Source organism: Burkholderia sp. AU45251 (assembly GCF_030482905.1).
GTDB classification, from domain to species: Bacteria; Pseudomonadota; Gammaproteobacteria; order Burkholderiales; family Burkholderiaceae; genus Burkholderia; species Burkholderia aenigmatica.
The window spans coordinates 270,361-292,129 of the sequence record NZ_JAUJQH010000002.1 but is presented as its reverse complement, the minus strand read 5'-3'; the positions used below and the strand labels follow the sequence as shown (position 1 = coordinate 292,129).

At 61.2% G+C, this 21,769-nt stretch carries 21 protein-coding genes and 1 pseudogene; 9 read left to right on the top strand and 13 right to left on the bottom strand.

Translation table 11 applies throughout. The features are described 5' to 3' along the window. Nucleotides 1–53 precede the first annotated feature (53 nt). Nucleotides 54–536 carry a nuclear transport factor 2 family protein gene (locus QZM67_RS08035; protein ID WP_301801685.1) on the top strand — a complete coding sequence of 161 codons (483 nt, stop codon included), beginning with the start codon at nt 54–56 and terminating at the stop codon, nt 534–536. A gap of 93 nt (nt 537–629) precedes the next feature. Here QZM67_RS08035 and QZM67_RS08030 read toward each other — a convergent pair whose 3' ends face one another. Then, nucleotides 630–1,577: a GlxA family transcriptional regulator gene (locus tag QZM67_RS08030; protein WP_301801684.1), complete on the bottom strand. Its 948-nt coding sequence runs from the start codon at nt 1,575–1,577 to the stop codon at nt 630–632. Nucleotides 1,578–1,831: 254 nt separating this feature from the next. Here QZM67_RS08030 and QZM67_RS08025 point away from each other — a divergent pair, with 254 nt between their 5' ends. Further along, nucleotides 1,832–2,443: an N-acetyltransferase gene (locus tag QZM67_RS08025; RefSeq protein WP_301801683.1), complete on the top strand. Its 612-nt coding sequence runs from the start codon at nt 1,832–1,834 to the stop codon at nt 2,441–2,443. 579 nt (nt 2,444–3,022) lie between these two features. Here the strand turns inward: QZM67_RS08025 and QZM67_RS08020 are convergent. The 8 genes and pseudogenes from QZM67_RS08020 to QZM67_RS07985 form a co-directional block, all read right to left on the bottom strand. Beyond that, nucleotides 3,023–4,180 (bottom strand): cytochrome P450, encoded by a 1,158-nt coding sequence (locus tag QZM67_RS08020; protein WP_301801682.1) that lies wholly within the window; start codon nt 4,178–4,180, stop codon nt 3,023–3,025. Nucleotides 4,181–4,418: 238 nt separating this feature from the next. Next, nucleotides 4,419–4,793 (bottom strand): adenosylmethionine decarboxylase, encoded by a 375-nt coding sequence (gene speD / locus QZM67_RS08015; RefSeq protein ID WP_301801681.1) that lies wholly within the window; start codon nt 4,791–4,793, stop codon nt 4,419–4,421. Further along, nucleotides 4,794–6,008 (bottom strand): MFS transporter, encoded by a 1,215-nt coding sequence (locus QZM67_RS08010; RefSeq protein WP_301801679.1) that lies wholly within the window; start codon nt 6,006–6,008, stop codon nt 4,794–4,796. It lies immediately after the preceding gene. A gap of 18 nt (nt 6,009–6,026) precedes the next feature. Next, entirely contained in the window at nt 6,027–7,439 is a 1,413-nt protein-coding gene (locus QZM67_RS08005) for a coproporphyrinogen-III oxidase family protein (protein ID WP_301801677.1), read from the bottom strand. 66 nt (nt 7,440–7,505) lie between these two features. Further along, nucleotides 7,506–7,715, bottom strand: a complete 210-nt coding sequence (locus QZM67_RS08000; protein WP_175020701.1) for a hypothetical protein — start codon at nt 7,713–7,715, stop codon at nt 7,506–7,508. 198 nt (nt 7,716–7,913) lie between these two features. Then, nucleotides 7,914–8,140: pseudogene (locus tag QZM67_RS07995) on the bottom strand (IS30 family transposase); the annotation flags it as partial. Between the two features lie 190 nt (nt 8,141–8,330). Continuing rightward, a complete protein-coding gene (locus tag QZM67_RS07990) occupies nt 8,331–8,858 on the bottom strand; it encodes a VOC family protein (protein WP_301801675.1) in 528 nt (175 codons plus the stop codon). Between the two features lie 270 nt (nt 8,859–9,128). Continuing rightward, nucleotides 9,129–9,443 carry a hypothetical protein gene (locus tag QZM67_RS07985; protein WP_301801673.1) on the bottom strand — a complete coding sequence of 105 codons (315 nt, stop codon included), beginning with the start codon at nt 9,441–9,443 and terminating at the stop codon, nt 9,129–9,131. 200 nt (nt 9,444–9,643) lie between these two features. On the opposite strand from QZM67_RS07985, the gene QZM67_RS07980 reads away from it, so the two are divergent. The 3 genes from QZM67_RS07980 to QZM67_RS07970 all read left to right on the top strand — a co-directional run bounded on the left by QZM67_RS07980 (nt 9,644) and on the right by QZM67_RS07970 (nt 11,871). Further along, nucleotides 9,644–9,859 carry a hypothetical protein gene (locus QZM67_RS07980; RefSeq protein WP_175020703.1) on the top strand — a complete coding sequence of 72 codons (216 nt, stop codon included), beginning with the start codon at nt 9,644–9,646 and terminating at the stop codon, nt 9,857–9,859. Nucleotides 9,860–10,258: 399 nt separating this feature from the next. Beyond that, on the top strand, nt 10,259–11,284 hold the full coding sequence (gene pstS / locus QZM67_RS07975) for a phosphate ABC transporter substrate-binding protein PstS (protein WP_301802197.1): 1,026 nt from the start codon (nt 10,259–10,261) through the stop codon (nt 11,282–11,284). A 269-nt stretch (nt 11,285–11,553) separates the two neighbouring features. Continuing rightward, nucleotides 11,554–11,871: a hypothetical protein gene (locus tag QZM67_RS07970; protein ID WP_301801671.1), complete on the top strand. Its 318-nt coding sequence runs from the start codon at nt 11,554–11,556 to the stop codon at nt 11,869–11,871. A 10-nt stretch (nt 11,872–11,881) separates the two neighbouring features. On the opposite strand, the gene QZM67_RS07965 is transcribed toward QZM67_RS07970, so the two are convergent. After that, nucleotides 11,882–12,481: a DJ-1/PfpI family protein gene (locus QZM67_RS07965; protein ID WP_301801670.1), complete on the bottom strand. Its 600-nt coding sequence runs from the start codon at nt 12,479–12,481 to the stop codon at nt 11,882–11,884. A gap of 646 nt (nt 12,482–13,127) precedes the next feature. On the opposite strand from QZM67_RS07965, the gene thrS reads away from it, so the two are divergent. The 3 genes from thrS (at nt 13,128) to QZM67_RS07950 (ending at nt 15,703) form a co-directional block, all read left to right on the top strand. Further along, complete coding sequence (thrS, locus tag QZM67_RS07960; RefSeq protein ID WP_301801669.1) at nt 13,128–14,363, top strand: threonine--tRNA ligase; 1,236 nt, start codon at nt 13,128–13,130, stop codon at nt 14,361–14,363. 166 nt (nt 14,364–14,529) lie between these two features. Then, nucleotides 14,530–14,688, top strand: a complete 159-nt coding sequence (locus QZM67_RS07955; protein WP_301801668.1) for a hypothetical protein — start codon at nt 14,530–14,532, stop codon at nt 14,686–14,688. A gap of 115 nt (nt 14,689–14,803) precedes the next feature. Continuing rightward, a complete protein-coding gene (locus tag QZM67_RS07950) occupies nt 14,804–15,703 on the top strand; it encodes a DapH/DapD/GlmU-related protein (protein ID WP_175020706.1) in 900 nt (299 codons plus the stop codon). A gap of 173 nt (nt 15,704–15,876) precedes the next feature. Here QZM67_RS07950 and QZM67_RS07945 read toward each other — a convergent pair whose 3' ends face one another. After that, nucleotides 15,877–17,334 carry a DEAD/DEAH box helicase gene (locus QZM67_RS07945; protein WP_301801667.1) on the bottom strand — a complete coding sequence of 486 codons (1,458 nt, stop codon included), beginning with the start codon at nt 17,332–17,334 and terminating at the stop codon, nt 15,877–15,879. Nucleotides 17,335–17,725: 391 nt separating this feature from the next. Between QZM67_RS07945 and QZM67_RS07940 the strand changes: the two genes are divergently transcribed. After that, the gene (locus tag QZM67_RS07940; RefSeq protein ID WP_301801666.1) at nt 17,726–18,460 is read left to right on the top strand and encodes an ABC transporter substrate-binding protein; all 735 of its coding nucleotides are present in this window, start codon (nt 17,726–17,728) and stop codon (nt 18,458–18,460) included. 143 nt (nt 18,461–18,603) lie between these two features. Here the strand turns inward: QZM67_RS07940 and QZM67_RS07935 are convergent, their stop codons facing one another. Together QZM67_RS07935 and QZM67_RS07930 are read right to left on the bottom strand one after the other, a co-directional pair. Then, entirely contained in the window at nt 18,604–20,109 is a 1,506-nt protein-coding gene (locus QZM67_RS07935; RefSeq protein WP_301801665.1) for a cytochrome c, read from the bottom strand. 4 nt (nt 20,110–20,113) lie between these two features. Then, nucleotides 20,114–21,766, bottom strand: coding sequence for a GMC family oxidoreductase (locus QZM67_RS07930; RefSeq protein ID WP_175020710.1), 1,653 nt, complete (start codon nt 21,764–21,766; stop codon nt 20,114–20,116). Between the last annotated feature and the right edge of the window lie 3 nt (nt 21,767–21,769).

Genomic DNA, 21,769 nt, shown 5'->3' with positions numbered 1-21,769 from the left:
GCAAACTTCGCAGTCCTCTTAATCAAATCAAATTCACGATCGGAAATCACTCGATGCAACCAATTCGTATGTGTACCGCTGCGCTTGCAGCCAGCGTCACCTTTTTCGCGTTTGCCGCGCCGGCGACTGCCGGTGGTGTGCAACGTCCGCCCGAAGCGGCCATCAAAGCCGAGAATGCGCGATGGGCGGATGCCTTCGCGCGAGGCGACTACGAGGCGATCGGCCGCCTCTACACCCACGACGGCACGCTCTTGCCGCCCGGTGGCGACAAGGTAACGGGAAGCAGCGCGATCACCGCGTACTTCACCAACGGGTATGCCGGCTCAAAGCCGGCCAGCGTATCGTTCAGCAATTACGAGTTCTACGGTAACGATCGGGTCGTGACGGAGGTTTCGGATGCGGAGATCCATGACCACGATGGAAAGCTCAAATACCGCGGCAAGCAGACCCTCGTCTTTCTGAAGCAAGGCGGTGCCTGGAAGTTGCATCGCGACATGTGGAACGACTACGGGCCGCTGAAAACGGATGACCATTGATCGACTGGCGAAACGGATCGTGACCTGCCCACAGCGCCACTAGCCCGTTCGACGGACGTTGACCGGGCATCGCGCTGATCGGCCAGCAGTCGATCAGCGCGCCCCGTTCGATCGACTCTCGCGTCGAATCGCTTGCGGCGGGTGCCCATGCAGTTTGATGAAGGCCCGCCGCATCCGTTCCGGATCGGTGAATCCGACAGCCAGCGCAATCTGTTCGATCGGTTCGCTACCGCCCTGCAGGCGCAGCCTCGCCGCTTCGACTCGCAAGCGCTCGACCGCCTTCGCAGGTGTTTCACCGGTTTCGCGGCGAAAGGCGCGTCCGAACTGTCGCAGACTCAATCTGGCGGCATCGGCGAGCCGTTCGACAGGCAACGCTTCGGCCAGATGTTCCCTCGCAAAATTCAGCGCGATGCGGATGCGATCCGATTCCGGCTCCATCTGCGACATCGCGGAGAATTGGGACTGACCGCCTGGCCGACGATACGGAACAACCAGAAGCCTGGAAACAGCGCGCGCAACCTCCGCGCCCATATCGCGTTCGATCATGCCGAGCGCGAGGTCGATTCCGGACGCGATGCCCGCCGACGTCCAGATGCGGCCCTCCTCGATATAGATACTGTCGCCCTCGACCTTGGTGCGCGGGAAGCGCGACTGCAATTGCGCGGCGTATCGCCAGTGCGTCGTGGCTCTCAAGCCGTCCAGCAAGCCGGTTTCCGCAAGCAGAAACGCCCCCGTACACACGCTTGCCACTCGCGCGGCCCTCGCGCCCAGTTTCCTGGCGGCGGCGATATTCTCGGGTGTCTGCATCGGATCGACATCGCCGCCCACGAAAATGACGGTGTCGAACGTGCGCCTTCCGATCGGCTTCGTTTCGACCGACAGGCCCGTATTGCCCGGAACCGGGCCGCCGGACTGCGAGATGACATGGAGATCATAGGGCGTGTGGCCCGCCGCTGTGGTCACCTGATTGAAGGCCGACAGTGGCCCGCCCAGATCAAGCACATCGTAGCCACGGCAAACGAAGAATCCGATTCGATGCATGACGAAGTCGTTAACTGAAAACCGTGGAAAGTCGTATTTTATCGAGAACCCTCAAATAGCGCCATTCGGCCTGAAATGAGGGAAAAGGTCGTTTACGCGCTGATCGATTGTCCGTATGGCCGCTCAGACCCGACGCACACATCGCAATTTCTTCAGCAAGCCTGCACCTTTCCTGTAGAGGAATCGAGTCATGCGCTACGCTGCAAGTTACGCGAACGTTCCCCCCGCAACTTTCCATCCGGGCCGCCTCGACCATGCACGGTACAGAATTGAAGGTAGCCTCGCTGCCCCCTCGGTTTCTCGACGCAGCGCTGGCGTTGCTCGATTCGGCATTCGAGCAGGACCCGACGCTTGGCTGGTGCCTGTTCGCCGAAAATCCCGGATTCCACGAGCGCCGCGCCCACTATCTCAGGCGCTATCTGAAGTATCACTACGATGCATGCCTGCCGGCTTTGGGCGCGTGGCGCAATGACGATCTCGTTGCAGTCAGCTACTTTGCGCCAGCATCCTGCAGCGAATCACCCCGCATGCTGGCGGAGCTGGGGCGCGACATCGCGATCGGTTGCGGCGCGTCATCGTTGAGCCGGATCGATTTGCTTCGCGCGACGCCTGCCGCGAGTGCGCCGGACGCGGCGTGCAGCCGGATCGAATTCATCGGCGTATCCCCGGTTCGGCAAGGCGAAGGCATCGGATCGGTGCTGCTCCGTGCGTCGTTGTCACATCTTGGCGACACCGATCCGACGGCGAAAATAGCGCTGGAGACGGGCGAATCGCGCAATCTCCCGTTCTATGAACGCCATGGGTTGTCGGTCACAGAGCGCATGGAACATGACGGACTGACGCAATACCGATTGCAGACCGTCTAGCCGACGACATCAGCCGGTCCAAGATCGGAACCCGGCTCGCCCTACTCCGCATTCACCTTTCGCCATTGCATCGGCGACATCTCATACCGTCCGCGAAACGCCTGACGGTGCTTGTCCTGACCATGTTGGCCGGGGTGTTACACGGATCCAGCGTGCATGCGCAAAGTCGGACGGCCGTATTCGGATTCGGCAACCCATCGCTCCGATATGCCCTTGCGCCAGACAGCTATAGCGGGTGGCGTAATAACCACTGGCCCCGATGTCGACAGTTTGGACTCGGCATGCTCGAAGATCTTGGCTCTCACTTCCAACCTCATTTTTTGTGGGCAGCCGATCCAGTCTGGCGCATCGATCCTTTAATCGCCCGTGCGCGCGGCGAAGCAGGCAAGGGGGTGCATCGACGATTTTTTCGATGCCACCGCTGCCGCGGTGTTGAAGCGTCGTGCATGATCCGTCAATTCGACCACACCCCGATACGCGGCATGCGGATCGACGTGGCCGATGTGGGCCGTGTTGTCGCAACAAGACCCGCCAGCGACAACGCCCTTTACGCGCCCCTCCGAGGGCTGCGATGTCGCCTCAACGACGCCCCAGAGAGAAGCTGGCCGCCTTCAATCCGCGCGCAGACAGGCCGTGATCAAACCGGGTCTGCTCGTTGTGATAGTGCACGCGCGAAAAGCGCGCAAGGAACGCAGTGAGGTATTCCGTTGCGCACGCGGCCGCGAATTCCGACCCGACGCATCGCGTGGGTCCCCACCCGAATCCAAGATGCATCGGTTGCCGGTTCTCGTCAAACACGTCCGCGTTGGCGAACACTTGATCGTCCCGGTTAGCGGCACCCACATGCAGATAGACATGCTCGCCCTTTCGAACCAGGTAGTCACCGATTCGGGCATCATCGAGCGCGACGCGACCGCTTATCTGAACGGGCGAATCGTACCGCAAGGCCTCGGCGATGAACGAGCCGAGACGGGGGACCAGAGCATCGTCGAGGCCGCCTTCTCTCATCGAAAGGTGGCACAGGCAGATATAGAGCAGATATGAAACACTCTCGTGAGCGGCCACGTAGAGCAGGACGAGATCGGCCAGTATCTCTGCGTCGTTCGCGCGCGACAAACCGCGCTCCGTCGCCAGCCAGTCCGCCAGGCGATCGGTTGCCTCCATGGCGGCAATCAGATCTTCTCGCTTGGGCCTTTTCCCGTCGAAGAAGTACGTGACGGTCACGGCGTCCTCGGTGACGTATGCAGGAACCTCTTCCATTTGCAGCACGAGAAGATTGGCACACCGAGCCACGAACGGTCGCAACGAGGTCAGGAACACCTCGGCCGGTTCGTCGGCAGGAAGAAGGTCCATCGATTTCGACGCCGCCCCGCGGATACGATCGAGGCCGGGATCATGCCTGGCGTGACCGACAGCTTCCAGGAGTCGCTGACGTCGTGCCGCATAAGCGGAGCCCGCAGGCAAGAAAATGGACATCGCCTGCATGACTTCGTATCCCGATCGGGCTTGTCTGCTGTCGCTAAAAAGGTCGGACGGCAACGACAGACTTCTGCGCCCAAACTCGTCGATGCGCCGGGCCACTTCCTTGCAATTTTCGTAGCCGATAACGACGTGACCATCGAGATACCTGTCGAAAAACACGCGTTGGCCCCCGCCGAACGAGCGTAGCGTCTCGTAGTAGATCCGTGAGTCGTAAAAGCCATTCTTTAGCGCCGTCAAAATGGTTTGCTCTTGCACGTTATGCCCTCAGATCCGGATCGGGAATGCCTCATCGAACGCGGCTTCAATCGCATCGAACATTTTCGCCCGCTCTCCATTCGATACGACACGCTCGCCGCCTGCTATCTCGCCTTCGTAGCGTTCGTTTGTGCCGTGGGGCCACCTGGGTCGCTAGTGAGAATGTAAACGGAACCTGGTGTCCGTTGCCGATGAGTCGGAAGCGGACAACGATACGTGGCGCTCAGCAGTCGTATCGTCACTTCGTACTGCACTTATCCCCTCGCTCGCACTGAACGATCCGATAGGATCCGACAGCGCTAGCCCGAGCGAAGCCGTGGAAAATATTGGCTGGTTCGAACTGCACACCGCACGTGAACGCATCAAAGAACGCTTTGCCCTGCTCGGGATAGGTGTGCAACGATACGTGGGACTCGGCGAGGAGCAAAAGGATGGTTACTCCGCTTGGCTGGAACGCATGCCGGATCACCCCGAGAACCGTCACCCCTTCCGTGATGGCCGCCTCCGTCAACGCCCGTTCGAGCGACGACAGATCATTCAGCACCTCGGGGTTGGTATCCGATATGTCGACAAAGACGTGGCGACCGCAAGCCAGATACGATGGCCCGTCCATTCAAACCTCGACCCGAATCTTGCCGAGATAGGCGACCGACGCAATCAGCAGCCCCGTGATCACAAGACTGCCACCAACAGGTGAAATCAGCGTCAGCAATCCGGCCAGGCCACCAGACAACGCTTCACTCGTGTTCGCCAATGTAGAGAACAGGCTGAAGTTCTTGCCGACGTTCGCGTCGGTCGAGAGATTCTGAATGTTGGTCGGCAAAATGACGTCGGCGAAGGCGCCTACCGCGCCCAGCAAGAAGCATCCCGCAAAAATGGTCGGTGTACTAACCACGCAGGCCGGCAGGATCGCGAGTGCAATGCCGTACATGCTCCAATAGAGCATCAGATTGTGCGTATCGAATCGCCGCATCACCTTGCTGCACACGACGGCGCCGGCCAGTGCGCCGAACGCGATGAAGCTCATTGCATAACCGACCATGCTGTCCGAGTAGCCGTTGCCTTTCAACAGCGCCGGAATCAGGATGCGTAAGGCCGAACCGACGAACAGAATGCAAAGCGCAGAGTATCCAATCGTGACGAACAATTCGCGTTTTTGTAACGCGCCCTTGAGATTCTGTCCGAAATCGCCGTAGAGACTCCGGATCGTCAGTTTCTCCTGGGAAAGCGAAGCGTCGTCGCGCATGTGCGCCGCGATGGCACACCAGATGCAAAGCGTCGACAGCAGATAGGTCGCGGCGTCGATGATCAACACGAAGCCCGGATTGCCAATGGTCGCCAGCATGACGCCGCCGAGCGCGGGCCCGACGAGTCCGCCCATTTCGGCGGCCATTTGCGTTGCCCCGTTGGCAGCAGGCAGGTGCTCGGTTTTGACGATCGCCGGAATCGTCCCCTGAAACGCCGGCTGGAACAATGTGCGGAAAGAAGTCATCGCCATGCCGATCAGCCCCAGTGAAACGAGGTCGACGCGATCGATCGCGAGCAGCACGCAGAATAGTCCCGTCGTGACGGCACGGGAGAGATCCGCGAATACCATCAACGCGCGGCGAGGCAGTCGATCGGACAATGCGCCGCCAAGCGGCCCGAGCACCAGATACGGGATGAAGCGGAAGAAGTAGACGATGCCGGCGAGCGCCACGTTGTTGTGTGCGGCGTGCAACACCGTGATGACGAATACGAACTCGTGAACGCCATCGCCAATTTGGGACATGGCATTGCCGGCCAGCAACACCGAGAATCGCCGTTCACGACGGAGCATTCCGATCATATGTCCTGCCTCCCTTCGCTACGCCGCCGCCAGAGGAATGATCGGATACAGCAATTCTCGCTTCGAGAACTGGCGCCCCGGGTCCTTGAGTTTGTCGACGACCATGCCGTTCATCAGCAGCTGATCTGCCTTTGGCATCAGGAAGTACATGAGATTGACGTACCAATACCAACCGAGCTTGGTCAGCGAAATGGACGTATCGTCTTCCGTGACGAATCCCTCGTCTCTCAGCGTGTCAAATTTGGCGAGCACTTCGGGATGAACCTGGTCCCAGACGACGCGCTGCTTCTCGATCGTTCCGTGATAGGGAAGGCGGAGGACGAGCGGGCGAGCGTAGTCGAGCGACACGTCGTGCTGGCTGACCACACTGGGAAACTCGCCGGCGGCGATCTTCTCCTGATAGACCTTCCTGCTATGCGTGTTCGTCGTGACGTGCCCCATCGTCGAACTGATCGCGTTCACGCCGAAACCCAACAGGTCGAGGTCGTGGTAGCCGTACACATGTTCGTGATAGACGAACGAATAGGCGTCGCTCACGACGCTGGTCGTTGCCGGTGTGCGAACGTAGCCGTGGCCGTTGTGCGGCATGAATCCGGCGTGCCGCATGAACTGGTCGACGAGGAGGTTCATCCCGAATTTGCGCATCGCCGATGTCGGCGCCGCACCTTCGTCAGACAGCTTTTTGTGCAACCCGACCTGGGTCACGATATTGTCGATCGGGTAGATATCGACGTTTGTCGTACCGAGCGCGACGGCTTTCTGAAGATCCGCGATGAGTTCTTCCTCGTCCTGCCCGCTCATGCCATACAGGATATCGAACGTCTGGTACGGAAACATTTCCTTGAGCAGCGTCGCAGCGCCGTGGATCTGGTCGAGCGTCGCGGTCAGGTCGAATATTTCACGCCACCTGGGTGAGAACGTCTGCAAGCCAAAGCGCGGGTGAGTCACGCCGATTTCTCGCATGGCTGCGGCACGCTCGGGCGTGAGGCTCTTGACCTCGACTTCGAACGAGAATTCACGCAGCTGCGACAGATCGAAGGTCGCACGAATCAGTTCGCCGATCTGCCTGATCTGCTCAGGATCAAGCAGGCTAGGCGTGCCGCCGCCGAAGAAAATTGAGCTCACCGGAACGTGCTTCAGATCGACCGACTCGGCTCTCATCCTGATCTCGGTGAGGAGCGCATCGAAGTACTGATCGATGGTGGAACGATCCGAATACTTTCCGCGGGTAAACGGGCAGAAATTGCAGATCGTGTCGCAAAACGGAATATGGAAATACAGCGCCCGCGACCGAGCGTGTTGTTGCGCGTGATGCCACACGCGAGACGCCGATACCGCGGACTGTTCCTTTCCCTGATTGGGAAAGAAGAAGTTGTAGATTGGAAACTGACGATCAAACTTGATTAGCGATGCCCCTGCCAGCAGATTCATGTCGCCCCCCGTGTTTGCCAGGAAGGAGGGGCATGCGCCCCTCCTCTTTCAACGCCTGATCTTGGCTTACCAGACGCCCATCTTCACCGGCATGGCCTGGACTTCCTGGGTTTCGAAATAGCTGAGCACGTCTTCCATTCTGGACTCCAAAATAAAAGAACAGGATGCCTCCTGCGAGGATGTCAGATTGATTCCGACATTCGATACCAGACCCGCTTCACTCGGAGCGGATTCTGCGTGACACGGCTCGATATTGCCGTCGTTTCGGGAAGGCACGAGGCCTCCTCATGACGCCAATCGGCAAGCGCTTATTTGTCTTATGAAACGTGAATGAAACGTATCAGGAGAAAATATGACAGTCAAACTTTTTTTGATGTAACCAAAAAATGTATGACCAGCGATGGGGCGCCACCGAACTGACCGGTACCACGGCGGGTTCTCGCCTTTCGGCAAGGCGTGTGGCGTGCCGTCGACGACGACTGCGCGCGAGCTCTCCTCGCGCTCAGCAAGCGTCAAGGCAACCTGGAGCGATGTCGAGGCGCCGGCCGTATTCCGTCAGTCCTGGCGATAATCCCCTGAATAGAGGCATGGTATCGATCGAACAGTTGGCCAATTGGATGAAGTGTGTCGCCCTTGCGCCACCGTTCCCACATCAGTGCCTTTTGAGGCTCGGTGTTGCAGATCCTGCGCCGCGGTTTCATTTGCAACACCTCCACCGCTTACGCAGCGTCTAGTGTGTTACATCGACCGGTTGAATCCCTCCGTTACGGACAGCCGGAAAACGCGGCATGGAAGCGGGCACGCCCTCGCCGCACTGCTCTGGAATACTATCGAATCTTCGTTCGAGAATCGTGCCGACAATCCGGAGAAGCCGGATAAGATGCGGGAACCTCAGCTATTGATCCCACCGAAGCCAAGAGGTCTTGTACCGAGGTCACTCGTCAGTCTAAGCAGGTACCCGTCCGGATCTTGAACGAGGAATTGCCTCAGTCCAATTTCCCGATCTCGGGATCGGTACCATTTTTCTTCTTCATCCATGAATAGCGCCCAACCTGCATCAAGTAATCGCTGACGCGCGGGCTGAATGGAAGGCAATGTAATGGAGAAGTTGATACCTCTTCCCAAAGGGGGCTCGACGTCACCAGTGAGCCAGCGAGCTTCGTCGTCGAGCTCTTCAAGCATAACCTGAGCTCCGTGAAGATCGAGGTAGGCAAACTTGTCCTCGGGACGATCGTACAAGATGTCGAAGCCAATGAGTCCGGTCCAGAAAGACAAGCTCCTGGCAAAATCTAGAACAACCAGTTCAGGTACTAATGGTTGTCGGTGCAACATAGCGACCTCGCTTGATAGGATGGAATCCGTTTGCAGATGGACAAGTGCATTCGCGCCAAGACCGTGACTGGCGTCGATCTGACCCACGATGGCGACTGACCGTTCACGGCCGGTTGCGATCGCCCGCCATCGGCAAAAACCGGCTGGAAGGAGAATATCGAACAGTTCGGCTCCGGACCCATGCAAATTCGGACTGCAAATGAAATTTCTCCAGTCGCGTGAACACCTGACCCACCGCATCACCTGCAAACGTCACCCCGACGATGCTGCGCGACCTGCACCGTCCCTGACAACACCCAACACGAGAAGTTACGCACAGTCGCCGGGCATGCCGCGCGCTCATCCTCCCTGCAGTGCTCATCGCATCACCACCCAAGAACCCCGCGCGACCCGCACGTTGCCCGTTCGAACAAAATCGGAAACATTCAGCGACACCGTATCGGCCTTCGCACTGGAGCGCGTCTTCCGCGCGACTGCCAGGATCGGCGCCAAGTGCTCGTAAAAGGATTCGAGTTGTCGCGCGTCAGATGCCAGTCGCTCGAGCTCGCACGCCTTCTCGAGAATCAACCGGGAAATATGAAAACGCTGAAGCCCGCGGCCGACCCGAATCTGAAACACGACGCCATCGCTGTTATGCGGCACCCCCGCCCATACGAGCGAACTGCGATCCATGAAGCCTCCGGGAAATCTTAATCGTCATATCAATATGCCAGCCATCTCTGACCTTGCATATTTGTATTTCAAAATTGTGGCATTCGGCACATCGGCGCTTTCACGAAATCCGCATATTGCGCCGCAGCAAAAGTGCCCGTAGACTGGGTTCGCATTCAATGTAGTTGCCCTGCAGTCGCCCCATGACGGGAGAGCACGCCATGACGACTTCTTCACCCGCACTGAGCCCAGCGCCTCCCGCCCTCCACGTGTTCCAGCAGGATGGAGGCTGGCACTGGGGCATCACGGTTCCTCGCTCCGCAGGATCCGGCTTCAAACTGATCGCATTCAGTCACCACATCTTTTCCACTGAAGACACGGCCCAACGTGACGGCGATCGGGCGTTGGCCTCCATCGTCGCAAGTGACATGCATTGAAAGGTGAATCGAGCCATTGCACTGTCCTTGAGTTTTCACAGGCAGATGCAATACTCGTATTTCCCTTCGATGCGAGACCACGTACCGCGCACGATGACGGACTCCGCCACTTGTCTGACTTACCCGATCGTCAGTGACGATCCAGGCCGGCCGCTCTCCACCTTTGGCCCCGGCTGGGGGAACGTTGCAATCAAGCTCGCAGCGGACGTCATCCGAGAAAAGCGCGGCGCACCGACTGCCACACCTACGCAATTGCTCACCGTGTTTGAAAGCAATCGAGAGAAGATCGCGGCCACGGTCAACCGTCCGACATTGACGAAAGACGGCCGGCAGATCCCACTCGACAAGTCAGACTTCTCCACCGAGGCCAGCTTGCCGACAGCAGACAGGAGGCGTTACATGAACATCCGGATCTTGGTTCCCTGCACCGTATTTCTTGTTTCTCTCAGTGCTCAAGCCGCAGATATCACCGGCGCAGGCAGCACGTTTGCCGCACCGATTTACGCAAAGTGGGCCGATGCGTACAAGAAGTCGGGCGGTGGCAAGGTCAACTACCAAGGTATCGGTTCGTCGGGCGGCCTGAAGCAGATCAACGCGAAGACGGTGGACTTTGCCGGTTCGGACGCTCCGTTGAAGGATGACGAACTCGCGAAGACCGGCCTGTTCCAGTTCCCGACGGTGGTCGGCGGCGTGGTGCCGGTCGTCAACGTGCCGGGCGTGAAGGCTGGCGAGTTGACGCTGTCGGGCCCGGTGCTCGGCGACATCTACCTCGGCAAGATCAAGAAATGGAACGACCCGGCGATCGCCGCACTGAACCCGAAGGTCAGGCTGTCGGACACCGACATCGCCGTGGTTCGCCGTGCTGACGGCTCGGGCACCAGCTTCATCTGGACGAACTACCTGTCGAAGGTCAACGGCGAATGGAAGTCGAAGGTCGGCGAAGGCACGACGGTCAACTGGCCGACGGGCACGGGCGGCAAGGGCAACGACGGCGTCGCAGCGTTCGTGCAACGTCTGCCGGGTGCAATCGGCTACGTCGAATGGGCCTACGCGAAGAAGAACAACATGGTCTACACCGCGCTGAAGAACTCGACGGGCACGGTGGTCGAGCCGAAGACCGAAACGTTCAAGGCCGCGGCTGCAGGCGCGAACTGGTCGAAGTCGTTCTACCAGATCCTGACGGACGAGCCGGGCAAGGACGCATGGCCGGTCGTCGGCGCGACGTTCGTGCTGCTGTACGCGAAGCAGGACAAGCCCGCACAAGGGGCGGAAACGCTCAAGTTCTTCGACTGGGCATTCCACAACGGCAACCAGGCCGCCACGGAGCTGGACTACATCTCGCTTCCCGATTCGGTGGTGTCCGAAATCCGCAAGCAATGGAAAGCGAAAATCAAGGACGCCGCCGGTAAGTCGATTGCAAACTGAGTGCGTCAGGTGGGACGCGCCCTCGCCCACCGTCGCACTGCGGCGAAGGCGACCGTCCCTCCGAAGAGCTTCCAGCATGTTCGATATGGCCGACAGTCGACGCCCGCCGCGATCATGAGCACGCTTGAATTGCACTTGGGCCGGATGCGCCGATCACGTTGTAATCAGCGGATCATTCGAATCATGAGCGAAGAGACGCTTCCTCGCGCCGGCGCATTCCTGAAAGGCTGACGCACATGCCTTGTGAAGCCTGCACGAACATGCGCACGATGTCCGATCCTGTCGCCCATGGCGAACTGGTGGAATTGCACAAGCCGACGAAGTTACGGCCGCTGGGACGCCCGGCAATCGTCGTGCGGCAGTATCGCTGCCGTCTTTGCAAGACGAACTGGCTGCGGGAGTTCGACCCCTTGCAAGCCGGGGGCACCGAATGGCTCTGCCTGAACGGGGCATCGAACATTCTCGCCCCCACTTCCACACGTCAGCCCAACGACGTGGCAACCGCGCGCGCCGGAGAAGCCGCGATCGGGAACTTGGCGATACTACCGAACCCGGCTCACTGCAATGGAGGCGGCGCCCTCTTTTAGTGCGCTACGGCTACGGCAGGTAAGGCGTGATGTTCGCGAGCGCACGGGAAACGTACTCGTCCTTCTCGCCGACCGGCGCAACGTAGTGCAGTGCGCTCCGCGTGGCTTCCTCGCCTTCCGTGCGCGCAATGATCCATGCGGCCAGATACGGCGAAGCAAAGCAGCCACCTGCGGTTGCGACGTTACCTTGCGCGAAGAATGGCTGATTGAGGACGTCGACGCCTGCCTCGACTACCCAGGGTTTGGTCGTGAGATCCGTGCAGGCCGGGATGTTGCCGAGGAAGCCGAGCTTTGCGAGAACCAGCGTGCCCGAACATTGGGCACCAATCAGTTGCCGGGCAGGATCGAGATTCAACTGCTCCATCAGCGTGGCGTCGTTGACGACCTCCCGGGTTTGAATGCCGCTCCCGACGATGACGGCATCCGCCGTGCAGGCATCCGCCAACGTCGACTGCGCCTGCACGGTTACACCATTCATCGACGTGACGAAATGCTCCGGGCAGGCAAGCGTTACCCGCCAGTCGGGCTTCTTGATTCGATTGAGCACGCCAAGTGCGATGAGGGAATCGAGTTCGTTGAAGCCCTGGAACGTCAGAATCGCGATGTGCATGGGGCGCCCTGTCTGAAGTCTGTCGACGCATATTGCCAGATCACCGTGATGAACGTCGCTTCCGTGCCGAAAACTTGTCGTTGCGACCACTGAAATCTGGTCAGAAGGCGTAGTTCGCGCACTCACGTCAGCACGACTGTCGACTTCGGCGCACAACGCAATTTTTCCCGGTCACGTGCGCACGCAACCTGCTGCAGCATCCACAAACGCCGCGCCACTGATGCAACAGTCGCTCTATTTGATAATGCCCGTCCACGAAAGCTACGCGTGGATCTACTGGCGCTCTTTGGGGAAATGACCCCGAAGAAGCATTCGACACATCCGGATTCGGTCGTTCCCGCACGTCCAGAAGCAGCCGCTCGCATGCATTTGAAGATGTCATCGTCGCGCTGATTTACCGAGTCGATGATCTCCATACAATTGACGCGACCTGCTCACTTGATTTATCGTGGATTCATGCAACGCCAATTTATTTCCCTCGCGAGCATCACCACCACGACGACCACCGGCAACGGCGGGTCGTCTGGAGGGTGCGCGCGGTAGTTTTGGCAGTTGCATACCTTCAAGGGCCCCGCCGGCAACGGACGGGGCCCTTGGCGTTTATGGCGCTCCGTGTGTTGTCAGCACATACCAACACGGAGTCATCATGAACGACAGCGATCATCGCATTCTCGGGAGCAAACTCGGCCTGTTCCATCAGCAGCAGGAAGGTCCGGGTATGGTTTTCTGGCATCCACGCGGCTGGGCGCTGTACCGCGTGCTGGAAGATTACGTGCGAATGCGAATGCGCCGCGCGGGCTTCCGCGAGATCCGCACGCCGCAACTACTGGCTCGCGAGTTGTGGGAACGCAGTGGGCATTGGGACAAGTTCGGCTCGCAAATGTATGCGCTACCCGAGCGATCGTTGATCGAGCCATCGGCCGATGCCGATCACGACGATGCGCTGGCGCTGTGTCTGAAACCGATGAGTTGCCCATGTCATGTGCAGGTGTTCAATCAGGGGCTACGTTCATATCGTGAGTTGCCGATTCGCTATAGCGAGTTCGGTGCGTGTCACCGCGACGAACCCTCTGGCTCGCTGGAAGGACTCAAGCGCACGCGTGCGTTTGTGCAAGACGATGCGCATGTGTTCTGCACGCAATCGCAAATCGAAAATGAAGTCGTGCGCTTTTGCGAGTTGCTGAGCGCGGTCTATGCGGACCTTGGATTTTCGTCCGTCACGGTCGCGCTGGCGACGCGGCCGATGCAACGGGCCGGCGAAGAGGCAGTGTGGGATCAAGCCGAAGCATCGCTCGCGGCCGCGGCTCGTGCGGCCGGTCTGGCATTCGAACTGTCCGAGGGCGAAGGTGCCTTTTATGGACCCAAGCTCGAATTCAAGCTGTCTGACAGTCGCGGCCGGGAATGGCAATGCGGGACGATTCAGCTGGACTTCGTGCTCCCCGATCGGCTGTCCGCGTATTTCATCAACGCGGAAAACGTACGAGAGACGCCGGTCATGGTGCATCACGCCGTGCTGGGCAGCATGGAGCGTTTCATCGCAATACTGCTTGAACACTACGACGGGTGGTTGCCTGTATGGCTCGCGCCCGAACAGATTGTCGTGGCGAGTATCAGCGATGCGCACGCCCCCTACGCGATGCGGGTGGTCCAGAGGCTTGAAAGCGCGGGACTGCGCGTCGTTGCTGACTGCCGTGCCGAGCGACTGGAGCGAAAAATCATTGACGCCCGGAAATTGCAGATTCCGTTCTTGATTGCCGTAGGGGCACGCGACGAACAGAATGGAACGGTCAGCATCCGCAACCGCAATGGCGATCAGGTTACGTTGCCGCTTGAGGAGGCAATCACGGTTTTATCGTGCGAGGCCAAGGTACCGGCGCCATAATCGCACCACGCGACTTCACGATCTGCGCTCTGCCATTTCAGAATCGGCCGGGAGCCGACGATCTTGATGTTGACGTCAACCGGCGAAATGGGCAGAAGTCTTCACGAATGCGAAGAGGATCGCAGCATGTCGTCCAGCTAGACAGCGCCCAAACATCGAAACGCTTATGATCGAGCTTCGTTACCCGAACTATATCGATTGCGCGCTCATTGACGAAGTGCGTCCCGAGCTTGACCTAGCTCGTTTGGAGACCGCATCCGTGCGAATCGATGCCATCACGGCTTCGATCTTGCTCGAGCAGTCCGCCCCAAAGGAATATCGCTAAAGGACCGCTCGTCAACAAACGGCCGCCATGATCCCCCTAGCTGGCGGTGTCGAGCGACAGCATTCGCAACCGGTGTTTCCAGATCAATCGTCGCATTTTCAAAGAGGAACCCTCCATGGCTATTCATCGAACTGGCCACCGATATCGTGACACGGCCACGGGCAAGACCATTGATGTCTGGTTTCCCGCCTCAGGCACCGGAAAACGTCGCGGTTGTCTTGCCGAGAAGGTCGGCCTCATTTCGGGTGATTTCGTCGACGTGGTGATCGAGGCATTGGAAGCCCCTCCGGTCTCGACCGAGGAAGCCTATCTGCGGTTACACCTGCTGTCCGAGCGATCGGTCAGGCCAAACGAAATCAATCTCGACGGCATTTTCGGCCTGTTGCCCAATGTTGCCTGGACGTCAGCAGGCCCGGTGTTCCCCGGAAATGTAGATGACCTTAGGGATCGGCTGGCTTCGGAGCATCATCATCTCACCGTGACCTCCGTAGACAAATTCCCCCGGATGACGGACTACGTCGTTCCCGACGGCGTGCGGGTCGCCGATGCTGATCGCGTGAGGCTCGGCGCCCACCTGGCAAGTGGTACGACCGTCATGCACGAAGGCTTCGTCAACTTCAACGCAGGCACACTGGGCGAATCGATGATCGAGGGACGCGTGACACCGGGTGTGACGGTCGGCAAAAATTCGGACGTCGGCGCTGGCTCGTCGATCATGGGAACGCTGTCGGGCGGAGGCAAGAGCAAGAACGCCATCGGGGAGCGCAGCCTGCTCGGCGCGAACGCAGGCATCGGCATTTCACTTGGAGACGAGTGCATTGTCGAAGCCGGTCTTTACGTCACCGCGGGTACGAAAGTGAAGATGCCCGATGGCACCGTCGTGCCGGCAAGACAGCTATCCGGTCAATCCGGCTGGCTGTTTCGTCGAAACAGTCAGACCGGTGCGGTCGAGGCACTTCCGACGGACGCCTCCCGCTGGGGTGGGCTGAATACGAACCTGCACACCAATGATTGAGTGCAGCCTCAGCCGCTTTCATGCGCCGCAAGCTCCTCGCCCGCGATCGGGGGTGACCGCCTTACGCTAGCGTGCTCGAACGGCCGCTCGTGACGGCACGCAGCATCCTTGAAGCCGCCTGCGGGCCCCGAACCGCCAGCCATGTTCCATGGCTGGCATGACTCCTCCACAAATCAAGGCTGGCGCTTGCCGCGACCGCCGGCGGGTTTGCCGGCCGGCTTGCGTGAACCCGCAGCGGGCTTGCTAGCGGGCTTGCCGGCAGGCTTGCTGCGCGGCTTCTGCGCGCTGAATGGACTGCCACTGGACAAGCTCGCGCCCTTACCCGCAGCCCCAGCCCGCTGCGCCGCAGGCTTGCGCTTGTTCTCGCCGCTTTGCGGGCGCGGCTTTTTGGCAGGCACCGGCATGGCACCCGACGCAGCTTGCGGCACTTTGGGCTTCTTGGGCTTTTTGGGTTTCTTGATGATCTGGCCCGTCGCGCTGGTTTCCGGCACACGGTGTTCGGCCTCGAAACCCGGCTCTTCTTCGCGCCGCAGCGTTTGCCGGATCAGCGCTTCGATCGCGGCCAGTTGCGGCGCTTCGTCGGCGCACACCAGGGACACCGCCACACCGCTGGCGCCTGCGCGGCCGGTACGGCCGATACGGTGCACATAGTCCTGCGCCACGATCGGCAAATCCACGTTGATCACCAGCGGCAGGTCGTCGATATCCAGCCCGCGCGCTGCCACGTCGGTGGCGACCAGCATCTGGACTTCGCCCGTCTTGAAGCGTTCCAGCGCACGCAGGCGCGCGGGTTGCGGTTTGTCGCCGTGGATGGTGTCGACCGCATAGCCCGCTTCGTCCAGCATGGCCGCCAGGTAATCCACGCCATTGCGGGTCTTGACGAACACCAGTGCATGCTCCCACTTGTTCTCGGCCACGAGGTGCATGAACAGGTCGGGCTTGTTCCGCTTGTCGACCGGTACGACCCACTGCTTGATCTTGCTGGCCGTGGCATTGGGCGGGCTGACGCTGATATTGACCGGGCCACGCAGAATGCTCGCCGCCATCGCGCGGATATCGTCGGTAAACGTGGCCGAAAACAGCAGGGTCTGGCGCTGCGCGGGCAACGCGGCAAAGACGGCGTTGAGTTCGCGCGCAAAGCCGAGATCCAGCATGCGGTCGGCTTCGTCCAGCACCAGCGCTTGTACTTGATCGAACTGCACCGCGTTCTGGCGGTTGAGATCCAGCAAACGGCCCGGCGTGGCCACGAGCACATCCACGCCCTTGCGCAACTTCATCATCTGCGGGTTGATGCTCACGCCGCCGTAGGCCGCCAGATATCGCAAGTCGAGGCCTTGGCCGTAAGCGATGAAGCTTTGCAGCACTTGTTCGGCCAGCTCACGCGTGGGCACCAGCACCAGCACGCGCGCGCGGTTGCTGGACACCGCCGGGCCGTGTTGCACCAGCCGTTGCAACAGCGGCAGCGCAAAACCCGCCGTCTTGCCGGTGCCGGTCTGGGCCGCCGCCATCACGTCCTTGCCATCGAGCACGGCAGGAATCGCCTTGGCCTGCACCGGCGTAGGGGCCTGGTAATTGAGGTCCTGCAGATTACGCAGCAAGGGATCGATCAGGCCGAGCGAGGCAAAAGACATGGACGTATTCCGGACTAAAACCGCAATTCTAGCGGTTGCCGGGCAGATCAAGGCCCGCCGCGCCTGGCTGGACGCCGCCGGCGGGGGGCAGGTACGGTCAACCGGAAGCAGCCGCTGACGCAAAGCAACCCGATCCAGCCCATTTTCCGGCACCCAATCGCCCCTCGGAGGAGCCGCTCGACCCTTATCTGTCTGTCACCTCATCGCTTGCGGTTCGGGCAACGAGGTCCGGAGAAGGTAGAGGTATCGCCGCTCCGAACTGGCGACGAAGGCGGGCCTGAGCCGCTCGACGCTGTTCCATGACGAAAGCCAGGTGATAAGCTCGATGCCGGCGTACTGTCGCGTATCGACACGCCCCGAACCCTGCCCTTACGACCGCAACGAGCCGCCCATGTCCCTCGCCCCTTCCGTCCTCTCCGCGTTCACGCCGACCGGCAAGCTGCGCGCGTCGATCAATCTCGGCAACCCGATCCTCGCGAATCGCGACCCGGCGACGGGCGAACCGTTCGGCGTATCGATCGACCTCGCGCGCGCGTTCGCCGAACGCCTATCGGCCGAGCTGGAGCTCGTGGTGTTCGACGCCGCCGGAAAGTCGGTGCAGGCACTGACCGACGAGCGTGCCGATTTCGGATTCTTCGCGGTCGATCCGCTGCGCGGCGAAACGGTCGCGTTCACCGCGCCGTATGTGCTGATCGAGGGGTTCTATCTCGTACGCGACGCTTCGCCGATCCGCACGAATGCGGACGTCGACCAACCCGACAACCGCGTGACCGTCGGCAAGGGCAGCGCCTACGACCTGTTCCTCACGCGCGAACTGAAGGCCGCGCAGATCGTGCGTGCGCCGACGTCGCAGGCCGTCGTGCAGACCTTCGTCGAGCAGCACCTGGAAGTCGCGGCGGGCGTGAAGCAGCAACTCGAGGCCGACGCGGCGAAGACGCCCGGCCTGCGCCTGCTCGACGAGCGGTTCATGGTGATCCGGCAGGCCATGGGCGTGCCGAAGAGTCGCGGCGAAGCGGCCGCGGCGGCGCTGAATGCGTTCGTCGAGGAAATGAAGGCGTCGGGCTTCGTCGCGGATTCGCTGCGGCGGCATGGCATCAGCGGCGCATCCGTCGCGCCGCAAGCGTGATGGCATACCGCGTGATGCAGCGGCACGCGACTGCGCGCGCCCCGCTTTTGACCTGAAATGCGAAAGCAGGCTCGATACCCGTCGACTTGCGCAACGGGATCGATGCCTGCTTTCGCGCCGCACTGACGCGGCGGTTCGCCGAATCAGCCGGCCTTACCTTGCGGCGGATTGGCCAGCGGCGTGCGTTGGCGGCGGCGCCACCAGAATGCGACGCCCAACAGCGCGATCAGCACGACAACCACTGCGCCAGGCAGCATCAGCGGCCGGACGCGCACGAGCAATGGAACCGGACCGCCGCTGCGCACGACGGCAACGTCGTCCGCGGTGACGGTCACGTCCGGATTGCCGTACTGCGCAAGCACGTAGTTCGAGATTGCAGCGATCTGATCGTCTTTGAGCGGCTGGACATAGGAATCCTCACCGAAAGACGGCATCAGCACGTGCTCGCCCCCCACCTCGCGATCGACGCCGTACAGGATCGCCGCAATCAGGTTCGACGGATTGCGCGAGCCGGTGGCGGTATTGTTCGACAGCGACGGATATGCCTGGCTCGGGCTGCCCTTGCCGTTGGCCTGGTGGCAACTCGCGCAGTACCCGCTGAACAGCGCCGCCCCCGTCGTCAGCGTGCCGTTCGCATTCAGCGCGGATGCGCCGCGCAACGTCGCTTCGCTGCTGGCCGCCTGCCCGTGCGCGAATGCCGGCACCGACTCGCGGTCGTCGCGGATCGGCTTCGTGCTGCGCAGATACGAGACGATCGATTTCAGGTCTGCGTCCGACAGATACTGCAGGCTGTTCTGCACGGCTTCCGCCATCGGCCCGGCCGCCTGGTTCTTGCCCGGTGCGCGGCCGGTCTTCAGGTACGACACCAGCTCGGCGTCGGTCCACGCGCCGATGCCGCTCACCGGATCCGACGTGATGTTCGGCGCATACCATGCGCCGAGCTGCGCGCCGCCCAGGTTGCGGCCGAAGTCTTCGGCCATCAGCACGTTGCGCGGCGTGTGGCACGCACTGCAGTGCGCCAGCACGTTGGTCAGGTACGCGCCGCGATTCCACTGCGCGTCGTGGGCCGGATCGGCTTCGAAACGCTTGTTCGTCAGGAACAGCATGTTCCATCCCGCCATCGCCATGCGCATGCCGAACGGGAACGGCAGGTTCGTGGCGGGCGCGGGTTCGTCGACCGGTTTCACCGCATGCATGAAGTAGCTGTAAAGCGCGTGCACGTCGTCGTCGCTGAGGCCGCTGTACGACGTATAGGGCATCGCGGGATACAGATGCGCGCCATCCGCGCGCACGCCTTCGCGCAGCGCGCTTGCGAACTGCGCTTCGGTGTAGTTGCCGATCCCGGCCGTTTTCGACGGCGTGATGTTGCTCGAATAGATCTGCCCCATCGGCGACGCGATGCCGTATCCGCCCGCGAACGGCTTGCCGCCGTCGAGCGCCGTATGGCATGCCATGCAGTCCGCCGCGATCGCGAGCTGATGGCCCTTTTCGATCAGCGCGGCGTCTGCCGATGTCGAAGCCGGGCCGGCCGACGCATCCTGCGCGAACACGGATGCGCTGCCGACAAGCGCGAACAGGCCGGCTGCGATGGCCGCGCGATACCCGGCGCCGCGCCGCGCGCGACGGTGTCGTTGAATCGTATGTGTCATCGCATCAACCCTTCGCGAGGCTGGCGGAAATCGAATCCGCGGCCTTCAGGCCAAGGGCCGCCATCGACAGCGTCGTGTTGACGACGGACGCCGACGGCATCGCGCCGCCGCCCGGCAGCCACAGGTTCGCATGGTCGTGCGCGCGGCAGTCGCCGTCGACGACCGAGTTCTTCGGATCCGAGCCCATGATGGTGCCGCCCATGATGTGATTGTTCGCGTTCAGCGTCGTCGTGATGTTGAATTCGACCGCGTCGAACAGGCTGCCGATGTGCGACAGCTGCTTGCATGCCGCGTCGTAGCCGCGCCGCACGTAGTCGCCGACGTCGTAGTGGATGTCCGGGCACGCGAGGCCGAGCGGATCGACGCGCGTCTTGCTGAGCGTCAGGCGGTTGTTCGGATCCGGCAGCGGTTCGAGGCTGATCGACAGGTCGACGCCGTAGATCGCGCGCCGCCGGATTTCCTCGTCGAGTGCCTTGCCGACCAGGCCGAGCTTCAGCGCCTGCTGCGTCGCCGGCCCGACGCGCGAGATGTTGTTCAGGATCATCTTGTTCGCCGAATACTGTCCGCGGAAATCGCCGTCGCGCGGACCGACGATACAGCTGCTCTGCGCGGGGCCACGGCCGAGCCACATCGGCTCGTTCGCGAGGAACGTGCAGTGAAAGCCCGAGTGATCCATCATGTTGCGGCCGACCTGGTCCGAGCCGTTCGCGATGCCGTGCGGATTGCGCTCGTTCGCGGCCAGCAGCAGCAGGCGCGGGGTCTCGATGCCGTTGCAGGCGAGCACGAACCGCTTGCCGCTCGCCTTGTGCGACTTGTGCGACGCGTCGTACCAATGCACGGCCGTCACGCGATTGTTCGCATCGGTGTCGATCTTGTAGACGACCGATTCGGCGAGCACCTTCGCACCCTTGCGTTCCGCGCGCTCGATGTGGTGGATGCCGTTGTACATCGCGCCGATCGGGCAGATCGGCTGGCAGTTGTTGTTGCCGCAGCAGGTCGGGCGGCCATGCCACGGCCGCGTGCTGCGCGCCTGCGGAATCGGGATCGACCGGTAGCCGTGCGCGTTGACGATTTCGGCGAAGCGCCGGTCGCCATGCCCCCACGGCACCATGTCCATCGGATACGGGCGGCTGCGTTGCGACGGCGACTGCATCGCCGGGTCGCTCGGCCCGGCAACGCCCATCTCGTCTTCCGCACGGCAATAGTACGGCTCGAGCTCCTCATAGGCGATCGGCCAGTCGCGGCCGACGCCATACGTCGACTTCATCCGGAAATCGACCGGCAGATGCCGCCAGCTCGACGCGGCCCAGTGCCAGGTCGTGCCGCCGACCGTGCGCAGGTAGCCCTGCTGGAAACTCTGGCCGTCCGGGCCGCTCAGGCCGACGTAGTTGTTCTTCGGAAAATACAGCGGGGCCGGCGCATTCGGCGCCTGCGGGTAGAGCCCCTGGAAGTCGGAGCCGACGCGATTGTCGAACGGCATGTTGCGCCAGTTCTCGACCGCCTGCCCACGCTCGATGCGCAGGCCGGATTCGAGGATCAGCACCGAGTGGCCCTGGCTCACCAGCTGGTCGGCGATCAAGCCGCCCACCACGCCGGATCCCACGATCACGACGTCGGCCGACACGTCGCCGTTCGATTCAAATACAGGAGTTTTCATGAG